Source organism: Shewanella rhizosphaerae, from assembly GCF_019457655.1.
Taxonomy (GTDB): domain Bacteria; phylum Pseudomonadota; class Gammaproteobacteria; order Enterobacterales; family Shewanellaceae; genus Shewanella; species Shewanella loihica.
On record NZ_CP080420.1, the window covers coordinates 2367202 to 2386742 of the forward strand.

A 19541-nucleotide genomic window follows, 5' to 3' on the forward strand; every position below is an offset into this window, starting at 1 on the left:
CTGTTTACTTTGGTTAATTAACTTTGGCTAGTTAACTTGGGTTGTTTAACTTCTACTGGTTCGTATATAGGTTCGTACATCGGCTCGTATATTGATTCGAAGCTAGCTGTTTGTGTTTATCAGTACCCGAGACGCTTAACCCAAATACTTTGAAAACCAAACAGTCAGCATATTAACTAGTTTGATTTTCAAAGTAAATAAATATGAGATGCTCGAATAGAAAACTGCCATTCTCGTCACAAGCCATATTAAAAATTAACTAAAAACAATAAATTAAAAATTATTTCTTTGCTTTTAACCCTTTTCCTCTATGCTAGCGTTTATACCAGGTATAACCGTTCAATTTAACGCTAGGAGCTTTCATGAAATTACCATTGAACAAATATACATCTGCCCTATTAATCGGCCTAGGTCTCTCCTTTAGCACCTTCTGTGCCCAGGCGACCAGTCCCGCCAAGCCACAGCAGTTAACCATGCCCGTCGCAATAAGCTACTCTGCAAGCGACTATCAAGCCGAAGAAGCTACTAAGATGTTTCCTGCGCCAACTGACGGCCTGGTGCAACATATTCTTACCCTGCCAAAACTTGCCAATGAGGGCGACTATCGCCTGGAGATAGCCATCGGCCGCAGCGAAGAGGTAGATTGCAACAAGCATGGACTGTCGGGGGAGATAACTCAGCATACGGTAAAAGGCTGGGGCTATAGCTATTATCAGGTGGATGCCATACATCAAGGTCCTAGCACCATGATGGCCTGTTTCGATAAGGCAAAGAAGACAGCATTCCTCACCCTGCCTGAGAAGCTTACCTTAGCCTACGACAGTCGCTTACCTAAGGTGTTTTACTTGCCTGCAGGTGCTCAGCTTAGATACCGCATCTGGCAGGCCAGCAGCGACTATCAGTACAGCGAAGCCAAGTAGTTGTGTTCAGCCTTACGGCCTGTTGCTCATATTAATCAGATACAAAAAAACCTCTGCCTAGGCAGAGGTTTTTTTATAACGCTCGCAGCATTTGCTTAGCGTAATTACAGGCCGTTGATGGCGTCTTTACACAACTGGGTGATACGCGCCCAGTCGCCCTGCTCCATAGCATCGGTTGGGGCAATCCAGCTGCCGCCGATACAATCGACATTCTTAAGCGCCAAATAATCTTTGTAGCTGCTCGGGGTAATGCCGCCGGTTGGGCAGAAACGTATGTCGGCTAGCGGACCTGAGAAGGCCTTCAGCGCATTCACGCCGCCAGATGCCTCTGCTGGGAAGAACTTAAAGTTGGTGTAACCCAAGGCCATACCCGCCATCACCTCAGAGATGCTAGCAACGCCAGGGATTAACGGCACGCTACCCTTCATCGCCGCCTTTAGCAGCTCAGGCGTGGCCCCCGGGGTGATCACAAACTGAGCGCCGGCATCGATAGCCTGCTGCAGCTGCGCTTCGTTGAGCACGGTACCCGCACCGACCAGGGCTTCGGGCACCTCTTTGGCGATCTTGGTGATCGCTTCCAGCGCACAAGGGGTACGCAGCGTCACTTCCAATACGCTGATGCCACCTTCGACCAGGGCTCTGGCGAGTGGAACCGCATCCTCAATCTTATTAATCACCATGACGGGAACGATCGGGCTACGTTTAAAAATATCTTGGGGTTGAATTGACCAGTTATTCTCAGCCATTGCTAAAAGCTTCCTCAATGATTAATAATTTTCGTCTATGGTCGTGGTGCAACGTGCACCCGTCTCTGGACTACTTAAATTGGAACGCAGCGCCGCAAACAGTTCGCGGCCCATGCCGAAACTGGTACTACGTAGATCGACTTTTTCCGCTTCACGACTCGCCAGTACAGCCTCATCGACCAGCAGGCTCACCTCACCTGTATTAGCATCGACACGAATCAGGTCACCATTCTCAACCTTGGCAATCAGACCACCGTCTAATGCCTCTGGCGTCAGATGGATCGCCGCAGGCACCTTACCGGATGCACCAGACATACGGCCATCGGTCAGCAGCGCAACCTTAAAGCCTTTATCCTGTAGCGAGCCCAGGATTGGCGTTAACTTATGCAGCTCAGGCATACCGATCGCCTTGGGCCCTTGGCCTTTAACCACGACGACACAGTCTCTGTCGAGCTCTCCGGCCTTGAACAAGCCTTCGAGTTTGTTCTGATCGTCGATCACCACGGCTGGCGCCTCGACAAATCGGTGCGATTCGGCAACCGCTGATACCTTGATCACCGCACGCCCCAGGTTACCCTTAAGCAGCTTCAATCCACCGTTGGCCTGGAATGGCGATGCCACGGCCGTCAGCACCTCTTTATCCAGAGAGTCACTTGGGCCTTCGACCCAAACCAATTCATTGTCGATAAGGCGTGGCTCCTGGGTGTAACGACGCAGACCAGGACCGGCCACCGTCAACACATCTTCATGCAGCAGTCCGGCATCGAGCAGTTCCTTGATCAGGAAGGCCATACCGCCAGCGGCGTGGAAGTGGTTGATGTCGGCGTGACCGTTAGGATAGACGCGAGCAAGTAACGGCACGGCGTCTGACAGCTCAGAGAAATCATCCCAGTTGACGATAATGCCGGCAGCACGGGCAGCGGCAACGATATGCATGGTCAGGTTGGTCGAGCCACCCGTTGCCAGCAAGGCAACTATGCCATTGACCACAGATTTCTCGTTAACCACCTCACCGATTGGTGTGTATTGGGTACCCATCTCGGTGAGACGACACACCTGCTTAGCCGCCATCTTATTCAGGGCTTCACGCAGCGGATCGTCAGGATTCACGAATGAGGAACCTGGTAGTTGCAGGCCCATCACTTCCAGCATCAGCTGATTGCTGTTTGCCGTACCGTAGAAGGTACAGGTGCCCGCGCTGTGATAAGACTTAGACTCGGCTTCCAAGAGCGCGGCGCGATCCACCTGCCCCTGGGCAAACTTTTGTCGAACCCGCGCCTTCTCCTTGTTAGGAATACCGGATTTCATCGGACCGGCTGGCACAAACAACATAGGCAGATGACCGAAGCTCAGAGCGCCGATCAACAGACCAGGAACTATCTTGTCACAGATCCCCAGTAGCAAGGCGCCGTCAAACATGTTGTGAGACAGACCCACAGCCGTTGACATGGCAATTACCTCACGGCTAAGCAGGCTGAGCTCCATGCCGGGTTGCCCTTGGGTCACACCGTCACACATGGCGGGCACGCCTGCGGCCACCTGGGCAACGCTGCCAACCTCGTGACAGGCGTCTTTCAACAGCTGAGGGTAATGCTCGTATGGCTGATGGGCCGACAACATGTCGTTGAACGCGGTAACAATACCTATGTTGGCTTTATTGAATGCCTTGATGGCATTCTTATCCGCCGGACTACAGGCGGCAAAACCGTGGGCTAGGTTGCCACAGCTCAGGCTGCTGCGATGAACGCCATTGGCTTTTGCTTCGCCCAGCGCCGCAAGATACTTTGCGCGAGTCGCTTGGCTTCTGGCAATGATCCTGTCGGTAACTGACTGTACTACTGAATGCATAATCGCTCCTTAAGCGCTCCAATAAACATCGACGGGTGTCTTGTGCTGGGCAAGTACCGCACGTATCGGCATCACCTTGGCATCGTCATTCTCGAGCGCTTGTCGGTAAACGGCGAGCTTCTGTTCACCGACTATGTGTAAATAGATTTGGCGTGACGCTAAGATCCCCTGCTTGGAGATGGTCATACGACCATGGGGTGCCTCGCCCGGATTCACCGCCAGGCACAACGCCTGGGTGCTCAGCGCCTGTTCAATCTCCTTAGCGCACGGGAACCATGAACAGGTATGGCCATCGTTGCCCATGCCGAGCACCACCACATCGAAGGGCCTCGGGAAGTTGGCGAGTTGCTCTATGGCCATGTCGACGCCAGCCTCTGGGGTGGTGAACATGTTCTTCAGGCCGCGAAACTTAGCGCCCGCGGCGCGGTTTTGCAGCAGGTGTTGTCTCACCAAACGCTCGTTGGAATCGCTGTGCTCGCTATCGACCCAGCGCTCATCGGCCAGGGTGATATAGACATCGTTCCATTCGATCGCCTTCTGACTCAGCAGCTTAAACAGTGCCAGTGGTGTCGAGCCACCAGACACTACCAGGCTAGCCTTGCCACGGGCATCTATAGCCGCCTGAAGCTGCTCGGCGATGCGCTCGGCAAGTTGCTCCTCCAGGCTGGCTTTGCTATCAAAAGATTTGAATACGGATTCTTTAATCATCTTAAAATCCCCTTATTCGTCCCAAGAGCGGCCGTCTTTAGCGATCAAAGCAACTGATGCCACAGGGCCCCAGCTACCGGCTGGGTATGGCTTAGGCGTCTCATTGCTCTCTTCCCACGCCTGAATGATGCCGTCGACCCAGGTCCATGCCTGCTCAACTTCATCTCGGCGTACGAATAGCGCCTGATTACCCAGCATGGCTTCGAGTAGCAGACGCTCATAGGCATCGGCGATGCGGTCGTTCTTGAAGGTATCGGAGAAACTCAAATCCAGCTTTGTGGTTTGTAGTCTTTGTTTCTGCTCAAGACCCGGCACCTTGTTCATCATCTGGATCTCAACCCCTTCGTGAGGCTGCAGACGAATAGTCAGCTTGTTTGGCGGCAGGTTGCGGTAGCTTGAACGATACAGGTTATGGGGTGGGTTCTTGAAATAGACGACGATTTCAGAACTCTTGGTCGGCATACGCTTACCGCTACGCAGATAGAAAGGCACACCGGCCCAACGCCAGTTGTCGATATCGACGCGCAGGGCGACGAAGGTCTCGGCGTGAGACTGAGTATTAGCACCCTCTTCTTCCAGGTAGCCAGGTACTGGCGCCCCTTTGAGGAAACCGGCTGAGTACTGGCCGCGCACCGTGTTTTCATAGATGTTATCGGCATCTATCTTACGCAGTGACTTAAGCACTTTGACCTTCTCATCGCGAATGCTGTCTGCGTCCAGGTTTACTGGCGGATCCATGGCGACCAAGGTAAGAACCTGTAGCAGATGGTTTTGGATCATATCGCGCATCTGACCGGCCTTATCGAAATAGCCCCAGCGACCTTCGATACCCACCTCTTCGGCCACAGTGATCTGCACATGGTCGATCGTGCGGTTATCCCACTTAGAGGCAAACAAGGAGTTAGCGAATCGCAGCGCGATCAGGTTCTGTACCGTCTCTTTACCTAGGTAATGGTCGATACGGTAGACTTGGTTTTCATTAAAGTAGGCGCTGACTTGATCGTTAATGACTTTAGAAGAAGCGAGATCTGAGCCGATGGGCTTTTCGAGGACGACACGGGTATCGGGATAGATAAGGTTTTGTTCATGCAGGCAGCGACAGATATCGCCAAAGATGGCCGGCGGCGTCGCGAAGTAGTTCACCATGACACGCTTCTTGGGCTCGAGGATCTCATGGAAGGCACTGTAACCTTCTGCTTCGGTGAAGTTAGTCCCAATATAGACACAGCGCTTTAGGAATCGCTCGAGGGTTTCATCACACAGGGCTTCTTTAACGAAGCTCTTTAGTGCCGTGACGACCAGCTCCTGATACTCATCATGGCTAAAGGCGTCTTTGGCTACCCCGACTATCTTAGTCTCCTCATTGAGCAGACCTGCCTTATCCAGTTGATAAAGAGAAGGGAGTAACTTACGTCTGGCGAGATCGCCTTTGGTGCCGAACAATACAAAATCACAAGCTTTGGCTTCTGGTGATGTCATGCCCATAGCTTAAAAATCTCCTATGTACTGTGTCCCATCGTTTCGATGAGAAGCTCACATGTTTGTTGTAATATAACAACAGAATTTGTTAATTGCATCTAAATTTTGCAAAAAATGACCTATTAGTAAACTAGCAACGAGACACCAAAATCTGATATGCTTTTTGTGATTAAATTACTATATATAGTAGAAAGTTTGCTCTGTAGTTAGATCATAATTCGTCATATAAACCAAACTGTAGCACTTTTTGTTTGGTTCTATCATGACATAAAAGAATAAATATAATTACATTACAATCCAGTGGATGTACGCATATGAATACCCTAGAAAAGGTTCAGAAAAACCTAACACATTTCAGTAAGTCGGAACGTAAAGTGGCTGAGGTGATCCTGGCGTCACCACAAACCGCGATTCACTCCAGCATCGCCACCTTGGCTAAGATGGCCGACGTGAGCGAGCCTACTGTGAACCGCTTCTGCCGTCGTCTCGACACTAAAGGCTTCCCCGATTTTAAGCTGCACTTAGCACAGAGCCTGGCCAACGGTACGCCTTATGTCAGCCGCCACGTCGAAGAAGACGACAGCCCAGACTCCTACACCACTAAGATCTTCGAGTCTTCCATGGCGGCACTGGATACCGCCAGACAGAGCATGGATACGGCAGCCATCAATAAGGCGGTCGATATTCTTACGCAGGCAAAGAAGATCTCCTTCTTTGGCCTTGGCGCCTCGGCCTCTGTTGCCCATGACGCGCAGAACAAATTTTTCCGCTTCAATGTCCCTGTGATCTGCTTCGACGATGTCTTGATGCAACGCATGAGCTGTATCAACAGCAGCGAAGGCGACGTGGTGGTGTTGATCAGCCACACAGGCCGTACCAAGTCACTGATTGATATCGCCCGCCTGGCCCGTGAGAACGGCGCCGCGGTGATCGCCATCACCTCACGTAACTCGCCGCTCAGCGCCGAATGTACCCTGCCAGTGACCATGGAAGTCCCCGAAGATACCGACATGTATCTACCTATGGCTTCACGCCTGGCTCAACTGGTCATTGTCGACGTGTTGGCAACTGGTTTTACCCTGCGCCGCGGCCCACGTTTCAGAGAAAGTTTGAAGCGGGTAAAAGAGGTGTTGAAAGAGTCTCGCATAGACAAAGAAGCGACACTATAGTCCAGTTTTGTAAGGATATTAGGCGGCCCTTGTATAAGGGGCCGCCTTTTTTTTCACTTTTAATCGCAGCAGTTCACAAAATTAATAATTTGAGATAGATCATTTTGTTTGTAATTTTCCTACAAAACTCCATTTTGTCTGTTAATATAGAGTAAGATTATTTAAAACTTAACGGAGTATCTCATGTTCCGCAGAACCAAAATTGTAACGACTCTGGGTCCAGCAACCGATCGTGACGACAATCTACGTCGTATTATCAAAGCTGGTGCAAACGTTGTTCGCCTAAACTTCTCTCATGGTTCACCTGAAGATCACCTGAAACGTGCCACCGACGTGCGAAATATCGCTAAAGAACTTGGTGTTCACGTTGCCGTACTGGGTGATCTACAAGGCCCTAAAATCCGTGTATCAACCTTCAAAGACAACAAGAAGGTGCAACTGGATATCGGTCAGGCATTCATCTTAGATGCCGATCTCGAAAAAGGCCAAGGTGATGAACACCAAGTGGGTATCGACTATAAAGAGCTACCGCAAGATGTCACCATCGGCGATATCCTGATGCTCGACGATGGTCGTGTTCAGCTTAAAGTAGAAAAAGTTGAAGGTAATAAGGTTCACACCACAGTGACGGTTGCCGGTCCCCTGTCTAACAACAAGGGCATCAACAAGAAAGGTGGTGGTTTGTCTGCCGCGGCGTTGACCGAGAAAGACAAGCAAGACATCATCACAGCCGCGGCCATCAAGGTCGACTACCTAGCTGTTTCTTTCCCACGCAGCGGCGCCGATCTGAACTACGCTCGTGAATTGGCTCAGAAGGCTGGTAGCAATGCGCTGATCGTCTCTAAAGTAGAGCGCGCCGAAGCCGTTGCCTCTGATGAAGCGATGGACGATGTGATCCTAGCCTCTGACGCCGTGATGGTTGCCCGTGGTGACCTGGGTGTTGAAATTGGTGACGCTGCCCTGGTTGCGGTGCAGAAGAAACTGATCAGCCGTTCTCGCCAGCTGAACAAGAGCGTGATCACCGCGACTCAGATGATGGAGTCTATGATCACCAGCCCAATGCCTACCCGCGCCGAAGTAATGGACGTGGCTAACGCCGTGCTTGATGGCACTGACGCCGTCATGCTTTCAGCCGAAACCGCTGCCGGTGACTTCCCAGAAGAAACCGTTAAGGCGATGGCTAATGTTTGTCTTGGCGCCGAAGCACACCCAAGCGTTCAGGTGTCTAAGCACCGTATGGACGAGCGTTTCACCTCTGTTGAAGAAACCATCGCCCTGTCGACCATGTATGCGGCTAACCACCTGGAAGGCGTTAAGGCTATCGTTGCCCTGACAGAATCTGGTGCGACGCCTCAGCTTATGTCTCGTATAAGCTCTGCCCTGCCTATCCTGGCCCTATCACGTCACGACGTGACTCTGGCTAAGATGGCACTGTATCGCGGCGTACAACCTGTCTACTTCGACTCAACGGCCTACGGCGCAGACGAGCTAGCGAAGAAGGCACTCGAAGCCCTGACCGAAGCGGGTTACCTCACCTCCGGTGACATGGTACTGATGACCAAGGGTGACGCGATGGAAACTATCGGTGGCACTAACACCTGTAAGGTTCTGATCGTCGCCTAAGACTTTCAGCAACAATCAAGCGGTTCGCTTAGTTAGATGAACCGCCCTAAAAGAAAAAGGTACGCTATGCGTACCTTTTTTTATGGCAGGCTAAATGTCAGCGCCTGTATATTAAAACTGAAAGCTTAACGTCACCGACCGTTAGAAGCTTTCAAACTCATCCACAGCGATCGCTATCTTACGTAGCCTGTCGGCCTCGAGTAGCGTGTCGCGTTCTGCCTCAGTGATGATCTTAAGCTCATAGGCTTGGGCATACAGGGCGTCGTTAGCCTGTTTACGCTCAAGCTTGCCTTCCTTCTGGGCATTGCGCAGCGTCTTAAACAGCTGCTTTGCCTTGTACTGAGCAATAAACGCATCTTCCACCTCGGCAATACCACCATTGTCGCCTTCGAAATCAGGGCACAGATGGGTCAACCTATCGCGAGCTGGACCGGGTCTGAGCATGCTCTGACACACGGCAATAGTGAGCTTGTCGTCTGGACCATTGAAATGGTTTCCCAGCGGGAACACCAGCGCACGCATCGCATAGGCCAGTGGGCGATTAGGGAAGTTACGCAGCGCGCCATAAAGCGCCTTAGCCGCCCTTTGCAACCTAAGCTGCATCACATAGTGTACAGTCGGAAGATCATCCTGCTGACGGCCATTGTCTTCGAACAGCTTGAGGGTAGCCGAGCCAAGATAGAGTTCACTGAGCACATCACCAAGGCGCGCCGACAACATCTCCTTGCGCTTGAGATCGCCGCCCATCACCAACATGGAGAGATCGGTGACGAAGGCGAGTGCCGCCGACAGACGAGTCATATCCTTATAGTACTGCTTGGTTTCGCCGGACACGGGCGCCGAGTTGAATCTGCTACCGGTTAAGGCGCCCCATAGTGAACTCAGGGCATTACGAGCTGCATAGCCCATGTGGCCCAGCAGTAGACTATCGAAACGCTCTAACGCCTCGCCGGTATCTTCCATGGCCGCGGCTTCCATCTCGGCCAGTACATAAGGATGACAACGTGTCGCCCCCTGACCGAAGATCATCAGGCTGCGGGTAAGAATATTCGCCCCTTCTACCGTTATCGATATCGGCGTGGCCATATAGCCATGACCTAGATAGTTCTTAGGCCCAAGCTGGATCCCTTTGCCCGATTGAATATCCATGGCATCGTTGAGCACGTCACGGCCCATCTCTGTCATATGATATTTGGCGATGGCGGTGACCACAGAAGGCTTGACTTTAAGATCGATCCCCGTTGTGGTCAGGCGGCGCGCCGCCTCCAGCTGATAAGTGTTGGCGATGATACGCGCCAGGGCCTCTTGCACCCCTTCAAACTGGCCGATCGACAAGCCAAATTGATGGCGTACATAACTGTAAGCCGTGGTGGTTTTCGTGGTGACATGACCAGATGCCGTCGCCAAGGCGGGCAGCGAGATGCCGCGACCGGCCGAGAGACACTCGACCAGCATACGCCAGCCACGGCCTGCGTATTGCGGCCCACCAATGATCCAATCCAGCGGAATGAAGACATCCTCGCCGCGAGTGGTACCATTCATGAAGCCCATGTTAAGCGGGTTGTGACGATTACCTATCTCAACGCCGGGATGATCCGTTGGAATAAGGGCGCAGGTTATACCTATCTCTTCTTTGTCTCCCAGCAGACCTTCAGGGTCGCGCATTTGGAAGGCCAAGCCCAATACCGTCGATACCGGAGCCAGGGTGATATAACGCTTGTCCCAGTTAAGCTTAAGGCCTAATACCTCTTCGCCTTGGAACTCACCGCGGCAGACTATGCCGGTATCAGGAATGGCGCCCGCATCTGAACCCGCTTCGGGGCCTGTCAGGGCAAAACAAGGCACGGCTTCACCGCTGGCCAGTTTCGGCAACCAGTGGTCGCGCTGCTCCTTGGTGCCATAGTGGGTCAGCAGTTCGCCGGGACCTAGGGAGTTTGGCACCATCACACTCACCGCCGCGCTGACGCTACGACTGGCAAGCTTACTGACGATGGTTGAGTTGGCATAGGCAGAAAAGGCCTTACCGCCATACTCTTTGGGGATGATCAGGGCGAAGAAGCCCTCTTTCTTGAAGTAGTCCCACAGCTCGGGCGGCAGATCTTTACGTTCCTGCACTATGTTGAAATCATCAATCATAGTCAGGGCCGTCATCACCTGCTCATCGATAAAGGCTTTCTCCTCTTCGGTCAGCCTTGGACGGCCGTAGCTGTGCAGCGTGTCCCAATTTGGTTTGCCACGAAACAGCTCGGCTTCCCACCACACATCACCGGCTTCCATCGCCTCTTTCTCAGTATCTGAGAGCGGCGGCAACACCTTCTTAAAGAAGGCGAATACGGGCCGCGTGATACACTGCATACGGATATTTTTCACGCCAAAAAGCACTATGATGACCAATAGTGCCAGGATAAAGAGTGTCATGTTGCCCCCTACTGCGTTGTCACAGGCACTGCCACACCGGCAGCCAGATATGGTATGACCTTGCGGATCACGGCTTCGATATCATTGTGCTCATTGAAATCTGCCTCGGCAATTTCGGTCAAGGCATCGGCTGATGCCATGGTGAAGACCACAGTGCCCAAGGTAAAGTGTAATCGCCAAAACATCTCTGCGGGGGGAATATGTGGCGCGCTTTCGGCAACCGCCTTCACAAACTCGCTCAGATGCTCACCATAATGCGTGGTGATAAACCATCTTAAATGGCCCTGACTCTCGATATAGCCACGGCCCAGCAGCTGCAAAAAGGTGCGGGTGCCATCGGCCTTAAACTTGTTAAGCTCGAGGAGCGGTTTAACCAATGACGAGAAGATCTCATTCAGGCTGGGTTCGCTAGCCTGTTTTAATTGCACCACGGCATCTGAGGCTTCTGGCATGAAACGGTCCAGATAGCGCGCGAGTACGGCGCGGATCAGCTCTTTCTTAGAGCCAAAATGATAGTTTACCGAGGCGAGGTTAACCTCTGCCTTGCTGGTGATCAGCCGCAAGGAGGTTTCTGAAAAGCCGCGCTCGGCGAATAGCTTTTCTGCCGCATCCAGTATTCTTGTTTTCGTGTCGGATCGATTTGCCATTCCGTGACCTACAACTCTGATTTAAACGTGTGTTTAAATTAAACACTGGTTCACCTATTGTCAAATGGAAATCGACAAGCTTTGCGCAGCCTTGCACAGGCATGGGGACCATTCATGGCTATGGCAGATAAGGAAAAGCGCGTTCAACTGTAAAATTTGGTGAAATTGAGTAAACTATGCCCCACAAAAAGCCACACAAAAATAACAAAGGAAGCACTCATGAAACCAATTTGTGCCAAGTTGACCCCGGTTGCCGTGGTCATCGCACTCTCTCTAGGGATCGGCGGCTGTAACGACGAGAACAATGCTAATACAGAAAGCAAGGCCACTGCAGAAAGCAAAGCCCAGCAGGCAGCAGGGCAAGATGCTCTAAAACAGCAAACCTCTGAGCAAGATAAGCTGGCCGAAGCCAAACAGTTTATCAGCAATGCCGAGAGCCAACTCGCCGATCTGTCTATTGAACAAAATCGCGCCGAGTGGATCTACAGCAACTTCATCACTGAAGACACGGCCGCCCTCGCCGCCTCTGTCGGCGAACGCCAAACCGCCCTATCGGTACAACTCGCCACCCAAGCCGCCAACTATAGCCAGCTGCCACTGGATGAGGTCAACACACGTAAACTCAACATCTTACGTAGCGCATTGGTGCTGCCGGCCCCTCTGGATCCTAAGAAGAATGCCGAACTTGCCAATATCAGCGCCGAGCTAAATGGCCTCTATGGTAAAGGCAAATACTGTCTGGCCGATGGACGCTGTCTCACTCAGCCAGAACTTTCAGGCATCATGGCTAGCTCACGCGATCCTAAAGAGCTTGAGGAGATCTGGAAAGGCTGGCGCGAAATAGCCAAGCCGATGCGTCCGCTGTTTGAGCGCGAGGTGGAGTTAGCCAACGAAGGGGCTAAAGATCTCGGTTATGCCAACCTATCAGAACTCTGGCGTAGCCAGTACGACATGCAGCCTGATGCCTTCTCTGCAGAGCTCGACAGACTCTGGGGCCAAGTAGAGCCTCTGTATGAATCGCTGCACTGTTATGTCAGGGGCGAGCTGAACGAAAAATATGGTGATGAAGTCGCACCTAACAAAGGCCCTATTCCAGCACATCTGCTTGGCAACATGTGGGCGCAGCAATGGGGTAACGTCTATGACATGGTGGCGCCGCAAGATGCGGACCCTGGCTATGATGTCACCGAGCTGCTGGCAAAACAGGGCTACGATGAGCATCAGATGGTTAAACAGGCCGAGAGCTTCTTCACCTCGCTCGGTTTTGACGCACTACCAGAAACCTTCTGGAGCCGTTCACTATTCCTGCAGCCCAAGGATCGCGATGTGGTCTGTCACGCCTCGGCCTGGGATCTGGATAACCTAGATGATATTCGTATCAAGATGTGTATCCAGAAGACGGCGGAAGATTTCACCGTGATTCACCATGAACTGGGCCACAACTTCTACCAACGCGCCTATAAAGAGCAGCCCTTCATCTTTAAGAACAGCGCCAACGACGGCTTCCATGAGGCGATTGGTGACACGGTCGCCCTGTCGATCACGCCTAACTACCTGAAGCAGATAGGCTTACTGGAAGAGGTGCCAGATGCCTCTAAAGATATCGGTCTCTTGCTTAGACAGGCTCTGGATAAAGTAGCCTTCCTGCCCTTCGGCCTCATGATAGATCAATGGCGCTGGAAGGTATTTAGCGGCGAGATCACCCCGGCGCAATACAACCAAGCCTGGTGGGAGCTACGTGAGAAGTATCAGGGCGTTAAGGCGCCAATCGCCCGTAGCGAAGCCGACTTCGACCCGGGTGCCAAGTACCATGTACCCGGCAACGTGCCCTACACCCGCTACTTCCTGGCGCACATTCTCCAGTTCCAGTTCCACAAGGCGCTGTGTGATATCGCCGGCGATAAGGGCCCGGTTCACCGTTGCAGCATTTATGGTAACAAGGACGCGGGCGCTAAGCTAAACGCCATGTTAGAGATGGGTCAGAGTAAGCCTTGGCCAGAAGCCCTTGAAGTGGTCACGGGCTCGCAAAACATGGATGCCTCTGCGGTACTCGATTACTTTGCGCCGCTAAAAGTCTGGCTGGATGAGCAGAACAAGCAGGCTAACCGTCAGTGTGGCTGGTAAGCGGTAATCTCATCAAACAGGCGCACTTAAACCAATACATAGCCTGATTTGAGACAGTAGAAACAAAAAATCACCTCCTCGGAGGTGATTTTTTTAAACTAAACACTATTAAGGCAGCAACAAGCGCTCTCACAAATTAAGAGCCTTGCTAGGTTAAGCCCAGCGGTGTGTGCCTTTAGCATGTTGCTCTGCGGTGTCTAACTTATCTTGCTCCGATTTCGTTAGCATCACCATCATGGCACCTGGACCGCCCCAGGCAGCTGGCGCACTGTGAAAAGCCTGCACCACCTCTATCTCGGCAAGCCAGGCCGAGACATAAGATTTAAGTTTGGCGGGAATAGGCTGACTATTCACCCCAGTGCCGTGGATCACGATAAGGTTTCTTAACCCTGACGCCTGACTGTTTATCACAAAATCGAAAAGCAGCTCTCTAGCCCTGGCTAGACTCAGGCCGGTTACATCCAGATCCGCCTGCACATCATATTTTCCCTGGCGAAACAGCTTAAACACCTGTCCCTGCACGCCCTGTTTCTTAACGCTCACCACGGCATGTGGGTCCAGCGGCGTAATATCATTCAGTTCGAGGGACAGTTTCTCCAGCGCTAAGCGCCGCTGCGCATCATGGTGACGCTGCTGCCCCTCAGCGCTCAAACCACTCTGAATTGGCGTGACCGCATTACTTGTCTTTAACGGCTTAACACCTTGCATAGAAGCGAGAAATAAAGCGCTTTCATCTTCACTCATGCCTATCTCCTCCACTTCTGTCTTTCACTATCACACCGGGAACTACTATGGGTGATACTCATACGAGCGACACTGCCTAAAAGCTCACTCAATGCATAAGCAAATCGGCGAGTCATTCGCAGGGTTAATTTGCTACAAGCATCGCGAAACCAATCACAATAACCATCGGAAACCAATTGCAGCATACAAGCACCCGGTCAGGTAAAAGTATCCGTTTAGGCTAAGCAAAACTCAAGTGCGGTATCGAGCGGGCCCCTTCAAGCGACTCAAAAATCACCAATGCATGGTCAGCAACCTGGTAGGTTTTGCTTTGCATGCCTTATAAAGCTCAGAAGCCTTGATGCTTGTAAACATCGAGGAAAGAGGTGATTAGCGGTAAAGTTGCAGAAAAAAGCAACGCCCAGTGCGAGAGACACAATTTGTTAAGAACTAAATCTTTCGCATCAAAAGGCCATGGATTATAGTGACCCTAGTATTAGCAGCAGCGTATAGCTAAATGAAACTCTTCAAATTTGTCCTTGTCTTGGGGCTCTGTGCTCTCAATTTCCAAGCCTTTGCCCAAAAGAATGACAATGATGCCTTAAATCAGTTCTATAAGCAGTTCAGCGTCGCGTTTGAACAGCTAGACGCGGCCGTGATTCAAGATATCTATGCGGAGAATGCCTGCTACATTCCCGAGCAACAGAACAAAGAGATCACCATGGGGCGCGATAACATTATCGAGCTCTACAAACGCTTCTTTGGCAAGATTAAACATAAGAATGCTCAGATAGAGGTGGATTTTCGCGTGGTCGAGCGCCAGCTAGACAAACAACAGGCGACCGATGTGGGCTACTATCTTATCCGCTTCTATCCGCCTAAAGAAACCGAGGAACCCGTGAGTGAGTTCGCCGGTAAGTTTGTCACCGTCTCCAAGAAGAAGGAAGATGGCAAGTGGTACCTCACGGTAGATACCAACAATCGCTCGGAACCGTCGTTTTACTATAGTGCCAAGCCGTTACCTAATCTCTATTATGGCCGTCAGTTTTCGACCCTAAATGAGTCAAGCAGCAATCATGATTAACCCCTCCCTCCCATGCCCCTGTGGCAGGTCGGTGAAAGATAACCCCCTAAGCTACAACCAGTGTTGTGAACCTTTTCATCTCGGGGTCATTGCACCGGATCCCGAATCCTTGATGCGCAGTCGTTATTCTGCCTTCGTGCTCAAGTTGCACAAGTATCTGATAGCGACCCATCATCCCGATCATCTGGACGGACTGAGTGTCGAGATCCTCGATGAAGAGAATCATACGAGTTGGCTGGGGCTGAGCGTTAATCGAAGCAGCAGTACCCAAGATGCGGGAATGGTAGAGTTTCACGCTTGGTACCAGGGCAGCAACGGACTGGACGCCATTCATGAAATCTCAGACTTTGTGAAGCAAGATGGTCGCTGGTGGTACACCCAGGGCGAGCAACTTGTGCCCAAATACCCCAAACGCAACGATCCCTGTGTATGCCAGAGCGGCAAGAAATTTAAGCAGTGCTGTCTTAAATAGTTAGATTGGATTTATTTAGCCGAGAAAACTAATAGATAGGCTACCAAACTGGCTGTGACAGCTTATACACCACAGGCTGAGCGCCCACACAAACTTTCACTTCTAAACCACTACCGCGGCGGATTAGTTAGGAATAGCTATAGTTGTGTCAGTGTAGCGGCGTCTCGGCATTGGCTCGCAGGAACTGGCTGAATTCGGCCTCCCTAAGGGCCGGGCTGTAGAGGAAACCTTGGGCCTGATGACAGCTCAATGCCGATAGGAAAGATTCTTGCTCGGCGGTCTCGACCCCTTCGGCCGTCAACGACAGATTAAGCGCCTTAGCCATGGCGATGATGGCGCTGACGATCTCGCGGCTCTCCCGACTGACACTCAGATCTGAGATGAAGGATCTGTCTATCTTAAGCTTAGAGATGGGGAACTGCTTGAGATAACGCATCGAGCTGTAACCCGTGCCGAAATCGTCGATCGCCAACCCTACCCCTAGCTCGGCCAGCTCCTTACAAAGATGCGTCGCATAGACCACATCTTCCATCAGCTCTGTCTCGGTGATCTCTAAGATCAGGGTATTAGGGCGAATACGGTAACGGGTAACCAGTTGCCATACCTGATCATAGAGCTGAGTACTGAAAAACTGCCGTGCCGATACATTCACATGCATGGAAATGTTGATGTTATGGTGCTGCCACAGGTTGAGCTGACGGCAGGCGGCCTCTAACACCCATTCGCCGATGGCGGCGATCATGCCGGTTTGCTCGGCGATATCGATAAAGGCGCCGGGATAGAGCACGCCTTTCTTGGGGTGATGCCAACGGATCAAGGCCTCGGCGCCGATATAGGCCTGACGACCGAGATCTTTAAGCGGCTGATAATAGAGTTCAAACTCGCGATTCTTAAGCGCCGCCTGCAGATCCCGCTCGATCTGTGCATCCTCTTTGAAAGTGTTTAACAGGGCGTGGTTAAAGATCTGTATCGCGCTGCCCTGCTTCTTCTTGGCATATTGCACTGCGATATCGGCGCAGGTAAGCGCAGAAAACCCAGCCTCCAGGGCATCTATCTCGACCACAGAGAGCGCAGGTTTAGCCTCAAATGATTCGGTGCCCACCTGAACAGGCAGGCTCAGCTGATGATAGAGGCGCTTGATGGCATAATCCAGGTTCTGCTCATCCTCTACCCCTTCAAGCACCAAGGCAAACTCATCGCTGCCCACACGGGCCATCAACTCCGCCTTCTTGACGCTGGCAAAATGTTTGATACGACGCGCCACCTCGATCAACAGGCTATCGCCCTTCTCATGACCATAGGTATCGTTGAAGCGCTTAAAGCCCCTGAGATCGATCAACATCAGGTGGCCGCTGCGCAGTTTTTCCAAGGCGCGATTGAAATAGCTGCGGTTATAGAGGCCTGTCAGCGAACAGCGCCAGGCTAGACGCTCGAGTTCATTCTGCTGCACCAACTCTTCCGAGCAATCTTCGGCGGTCACCAAGGCGTAATGGTTGCCTCTAGGCGTGGTGAAGGGACGCACTCGATAACGCAGCCAGTAACTCTCGCCGTCGCGGCGGGTCAACTGGGTGTTTCCCTTAGTGATCTTGCCTTGCTTGACTTGGGCCAGTACCGCATCGGCCTGCACCGGTGATTGCTTAAAGAAATCCAGGCAGGCGAGCGATTTGCCTAAGATCTGCTGCTTAGGCACCCCAGAGATGGCGTGATGGGCGCCGTTGACGTATTCAATCTTATCCGTGGCCAGATTGACCACCATGCTGATCTGTTCAGACTGCTCTATCGCCTTCAAGAACAGGCTCAGGCGCTCGTCTGTGTCGTAGGCTCTCTGGGTGGCCAGGGTCAACGCTAGCTGATCGGCGACTTGAGAGACGATATGGATTTCGCTTTCCGGCCATTCATGGGCCTTGAAAGATTCGAGATAGAGCACACCTTCAAGATGGCCATTGATACGAATCGCCACATCGAGATGTGACACCACGGCGTTGGCCGTTAGATGCTCACGAATCTCGGCGACGCGGCAGTCCTGCTCCACGTCGAGCACATCTATGATACGACCACGTTTGAGTTGTTCGAAATAGTTAGGACAGAGACCCTGTGCGGGACGGGACGCATGATTCTGAGCAGACTGATTAAATGAAGCTTGGCTTTGAGAACCCGAAAGAGCTATGAGCTCACTGGTTTCGCAACCGGAAAACAGGCAAACACCTATGTTGTCGACCTTCAGGGATTGACTGAGCAGATCACAGGCAAGCTCGGCCGTCTCTTTAAACTGGCCTTCTTGTTTCTGCGTCGAATTGACTATCGTTTCAAGCAGATGTTGAAATTGTCGCTTGGTCATAAAATCCTACTGCCGATAACCTTTGCCAATAAAAAGGTTATCAAGATAAAAACCGCCAAAGACGGTACAACATAGATGTTATTGTTATTATTTAACGTTCAATTTGTGCACATTACACGAATAACTAGCTAATTAGCAAGCAAATATGGCTGTCCCCTATTAGAGGCCATGCTCGAGTTGAAATATCATCTTCTCGGCGCTGTAACCAAAGGTCAGACGTAGTTCCTGGCCGCCTTCAACCGCTTTAATTTCACTCTCTACGCCCTCGAAACGCTGTTTGGCCGCCTCTGCCAAGGCTTGCAACTCACTCTGAGCCTTGTCACCCTCACGAACCAGAGTCAGTACTGTGTCAAATTCATCGATCACCGCACCTATGTCGGCATAGCTGCCACAATCGTTACAGGTATCGTTGACTAACTCGGATTGACCTTCTTGAATCTTCTTCATTTTGACGCTTAACCTTTTTACTGAAAATGCTCTTAGCTATATATAGCAAAACCCGAGCGTTCGCACTTAAAACTAAGCCAAAATGTCTCCTAACGCACGTTGCCTGACGATCTGCTCGGTAAAATGGGGCAGCTCCATCACAGGTGCATCGGCATCGAGTTCATTATGAAAACGTGCCAGGGTAACGGGATCGCAGTTAGCCAACACCTCTTGCATCGCCAGTGGGTCTCGCCCTCTATGCACCAAGGGCTCGGGGTTTAAATATTGCTGTAGATGAAAACCACAGAGACCCGCTTGATGAAACTGCTCACGATTATCTCTGTCTTCACCAAGATGCAGTTTGCTGGTCAGGGGCTGAGCGTCCGGTAACTCAAACTGACGCTTGAGTTTCGCTTCAAGATCACTGGGGGTTTGCTCCAGGTTAAACTGCGCCATATCGCGGGCGTCGTTAGACAACATGGCCAGCAGCAGACCAAATTCGCCCCGGCGATGATCGACTATCGCCTGGTTGAGTCGGGTCCCCAATTGATTTTCGTTGATGATCAACTGACTAGTTCGCATAAAAAAACATCAATAAAACAGCTCGTTGCTATTTAATCGACCGCTTGCGCCATAACTTTAGTAATTATTTTAAATTGGGGCTTTACAGCGCCAACGATTCTGACTACTATGGCCGCCGCAATTGAGGAGGGGTTCCCGAGTGGCCAAAGGGATCAGACTGTAAATCTGACGGCTCAGCCTTCGAAGGTTCGAATCCTTCTCCCTCCACCATTTGCCTACAATGTAATAAAGAGA

Annotated in this window: 16 protein-coding genes and 1 tRNA gene; 7 read left to right on the forward strand and 10 right to left on the reverse strand. The window is 51.6% G+C overall.

Translation table 11 applies throughout. From position 1 onward, the window contains the following. Positions 1-362: 362 nt before the first annotated feature. Positions 363-920, forward strand: a complete 558-nt coding sequence (gene eco / locus K0I63_RS10575) for a serine protease inhibitor ecotin (RefSeq protein WP_220081008.1) — start codon at positions 363-365, stop codon at positions 918-920. 104 nt (positions 921-1024) lie between these two features. Here eco and K0I63_RS10580 read toward each other — a convergent pair whose 3' ends face one another. Genes K0I63_RS10580 through zwf form a run of 4 tightly spaced genes read right to left on the reverse strand, consistent with a single transcriptional unit; the run spans position 1025 to position 5707 of the window. Continuing rightward, positions 1025-1666, reverse strand: a complete 642-nt coding sequence (locus tag K0I63_RS10580) for a bifunctional 4-hydroxy-2-oxoglutarate aldolase/2-dehydro-3-deoxy-phosphogluconate aldolase (protein WP_144204237.1) — start codon at positions 1664-1666, stop codon at positions 1025-1027. 21 nt (positions 1667-1687) lie between these two features. Further along, on the reverse strand, positions 1688-3514 hold the full coding sequence (gene edd, locus K0I63_RS10585; protein ID WP_220078358.1) for a phosphogluconate dehydratase: 1827 nt from the start codon (positions 3512-3514) through the stop codon (positions 1688-1690). Between the two features lie 9 nt (positions 3515-3523). Beyond that, a complete protein-coding gene (gene pgl / locus K0I63_RS10590) occupies positions 3524-4222 on the reverse strand; it encodes a 6-phosphogluconolactonase (protein ID WP_220081009.1) in 699 nt (232 codons plus the stop codon). Between the two features lie 12 nt (positions 4223-4234). Further along, entirely contained in the window at positions 4235-5707 is a 1473-nt protein-coding gene (gene zwf / locus K0I63_RS10595) for a glucose-6-phosphate dehydrogenase (RefSeq protein WP_220081010.1), read from the reverse strand. 308 nt (positions 5708-6015) lie between these two features. On the opposite strand from zwf, the gene K0I63_RS10600 reads away from it, so the two are divergent. Both K0I63_RS10600 and pyk read left to right on the forward strand, forming a co-directional pair. After that, complete coding sequence (locus K0I63_RS10600; RefSeq protein WP_011865847.1) at positions 6016-6870, forward strand: MurR/RpiR family transcriptional regulator; 855 nt, start codon at positions 6016-6018, stop codon at positions 6868-6870. 183 nt (positions 6871-7053) lie between these two features. Further along, the gene (gene pyk / locus K0I63_RS10605) at positions 7054-8493 is read left to right on the forward strand and encodes a pyruvate kinase (RefSeq protein ID WP_011865848.1); all 1440 of its coding nucleotides are present in this window, start codon (positions 7054-7056) and stop codon (positions 8491-8493) included. A 141-nt stretch (positions 8494-8634) separates the two neighbouring features. On the opposite strand, the gene K0I63_RS10610 is transcribed toward pyk, so the two are convergent. Both K0I63_RS10610 and psrA read right to left on the reverse strand, forming a co-directional pair. Continuing rightward, positions 8635-10911, reverse strand: a complete 2277-nt coding sequence (locus tag K0I63_RS10610) for an acyl-CoA dehydrogenase (RefSeq protein ID WP_220081011.1) — start codon at positions 10909-10911, stop codon at positions 8635-8637. Between the two features lie 8 nt (positions 10912-10919). Then, positions 10920-11558 carry a TetR family transcriptional repressor PsrA gene (gene psrA, locus K0I63_RS10615; RefSeq protein ID WP_011865850.1) on the reverse strand — a complete coding sequence of 213 codons (639 nt, stop codon included), beginning with the start codon at positions 11556-11558 and terminating at the stop codon, positions 10920-10922. A 219-nt stretch (positions 11559-11777) separates the two neighbouring features. Here psrA and K0I63_RS10620 point away from each other — a divergent pair, with 219 nt between their 5' ends. Next, positions 11778-13682, forward strand: a complete 1905-nt coding sequence (locus tag K0I63_RS10620) for a M2 family metallopeptidase (protein WP_220081012.1) — start codon at positions 11778-11780, stop codon at positions 13680-13682. A gap of 153 nt (positions 13683-13835) precedes the next feature. On the opposite strand, the gene smrA is transcribed toward K0I63_RS10620, so the two are convergent. After that, the gene (smrA, locus tag K0I63_RS10625) at positions 13836-14426 is read right to left on the reverse strand and encodes a DNA endonuclease SmrA (protein WP_220081013.1); all 591 of its coding nucleotides are present in this window, start codon (positions 14424-14426) and stop codon (positions 13836-13838) included. A 496-nt stretch (positions 14427-14922) separates the two neighbouring features. Between smrA and K0I63_RS10630 the strand changes: the two genes are divergently transcribed. Next, a complete protein-coding gene (locus K0I63_RS10630; protein WP_220081014.1) occupies positions 14923-15489 on the forward strand; it encodes a YybH family protein in 567 nt (188 codons plus the stop codon). Further along, positions 15482-15961: a YchJ family protein gene (locus K0I63_RS10635; RefSeq protein WP_220081015.1), complete on the forward strand. Its 480-nt coding sequence runs from the start codon at positions 15482-15484 to the stop codon at positions 15959-15961. The genes K0I63_RS10630 and K0I63_RS10635 overlap by 8 nt, the downstream gene beginning before the upstream one ends. 148 nt (positions 15962-16109) lie before the next feature. Here the strand turns inward: K0I63_RS10635 and K0I63_RS10640 are convergent, their stop codons facing one another. The 3 genes from K0I63_RS10640 to K0I63_RS10650 all read right to left on the reverse strand — a co-directional run bounded on the left by K0I63_RS10640 (position 16110) and on the right by K0I63_RS10650 (position 19307). Then, on the reverse strand, positions 16110-18299 hold the full coding sequence (locus K0I63_RS10640) for a putative bifunctional diguanylate cyclase/phosphodiesterase (RefSeq protein ID WP_220081016.1): 2190 nt from the start codon (positions 18297-18299) through the stop codon (positions 16110-16112). A gap of 159 nt (positions 18300-18458) precedes the next feature. Next, positions 18459-18746 carry a DUF406 family protein gene (locus tag K0I63_RS10645; RefSeq protein ID WP_220081017.1) on the reverse strand — a complete coding sequence of 96 codons (288 nt, stop codon included), beginning with the start codon at positions 18744-18746 and terminating at the stop codon, positions 18459-18461. Positions 18747-18818: 72 nt separating this feature from the next. Then, positions 18819-19307, reverse strand: a complete 489-nt coding sequence (locus K0I63_RS10650) for a VC2046/SO_2500 family protein (RefSeq protein WP_220081018.1) — start codon at positions 19305-19307, stop codon at positions 18819-18821. 125 nt (positions 19308-19432) lie between these two features. Here K0I63_RS10650 and K0I63_RS10655 point away from each other — a divergent pair. Next, positions 19433-19517, forward strand: a tRNA-Tyr gene (locus K0I63_RS10655). The last annotated feature ends 24 nt before the right edge of the window (positions 19518-19541 follow it).

Excerpts from the sequence above, each read along its gene's own strand:
- eco (WP_220081008.1), top strand. The coding sequence starts at position 363 with ATGAAATTACCATTGAACAAATATACATCTGCCCTATTAATCGGCCTA.
- K0I63_RS10580 (WP_144204237.1), bottom strand. The coding sequence starts at position 1,666 with ATGGCTGAGAATAACTGGTCAATTCAACCCCAAGATATTTTTAAACGT.
- edd (WP_220078358.1), bottom strand. The coding sequence starts at position 3,514 with ATGCATTCAGTAGTACAGTCAGTTACCGACAGGATCATTGCCAGAAGC.
- pgl (WP_220081009.1), bottom strand. The coding sequence starts at position 4,222 with ATGATTAAAGAATCCGTATTCAAATCTTTTGATAGCAAAGCCAGCCTG.
- zwf (WP_220081010.1), bottom strand. The coding sequence starts at position 5,707 with ATGGGCATGACATCACCAGAAGCCAAAGCTTGTGATTTTGTATTGTTC.
- K0I63_RS10600 (WP_011865847.1), top strand. The coding sequence starts at position 6,016 with ATGAATACCCTAGAAAAGGTTCAGAAAAACCTAACACATTTCAGTAAG.
- pyk (WP_011865848.1), top strand. The coding sequence starts at position 7,054 with ATGTTCCGCAGAACCAAAATTGTAACGACTCTGGGTCCAGCAACCGAT.
- K0I63_RS10610 (WP_220081011.1), bottom strand. The coding sequence starts at position 10,911 with ATGACACTCTTTATCCTGGCACTATTGGTCATCATAGTGCTTTTTGGC.
- psrA (WP_011865850.1), bottom strand. The coding sequence starts at position 11,558 with ATGGCAAATCGATCCGACACGAAAACAAGAATACTGGATGCGGCAGAA.
- K0I63_RS10620 (WP_220081012.1), top strand. The coding sequence starts at position 11,778 with ATGAAACCAATTTGTGCCAAGTTGACCCCGGTTGCCGTGGTCATCGCA.
- smrA (WP_220081013.1), bottom strand. The coding sequence starts at position 14,426 with ATGAGTGAAGATGAAAGCGCTTTATTTCTCGCTTCTATGCAAGGTGTT.
- K0I63_RS10630 (WP_220081014.1), top strand. The coding sequence starts at position 14,923 with ATGAAACTCTTCAAATTTGTCCTTGTCTTGGGGCTCTGTGCTCTCAAT.
- K0I63_RS10635 (WP_220081015.1), top strand. The coding sequence starts at position 15,482 with ATGATTAACCCCTCCCTCCCATGCCCCTGTGGCAGGTCGGTGAAAGAT.
- K0I63_RS10640 (WP_220081016.1), bottom strand. The coding sequence starts at position 18,299 with ATGACCAAGCGACAATTTCAACATCTGCTTGAAACGATAGTCAATTCG.
- K0I63_RS10645 (WP_220081017.1), bottom strand. The coding sequence starts at position 18,746 with ATGAAGAAGATTCAAGAAGGTCAATCCGAGTTAGTCAACGATACCTGT.
- K0I63_RS10650 (WP_220081018.1), bottom strand. The coding sequence starts at position 19,307 with ATGCGAACTAGTCAGTTGATCATCAACGAAAATCAATTGGGGACCCGA.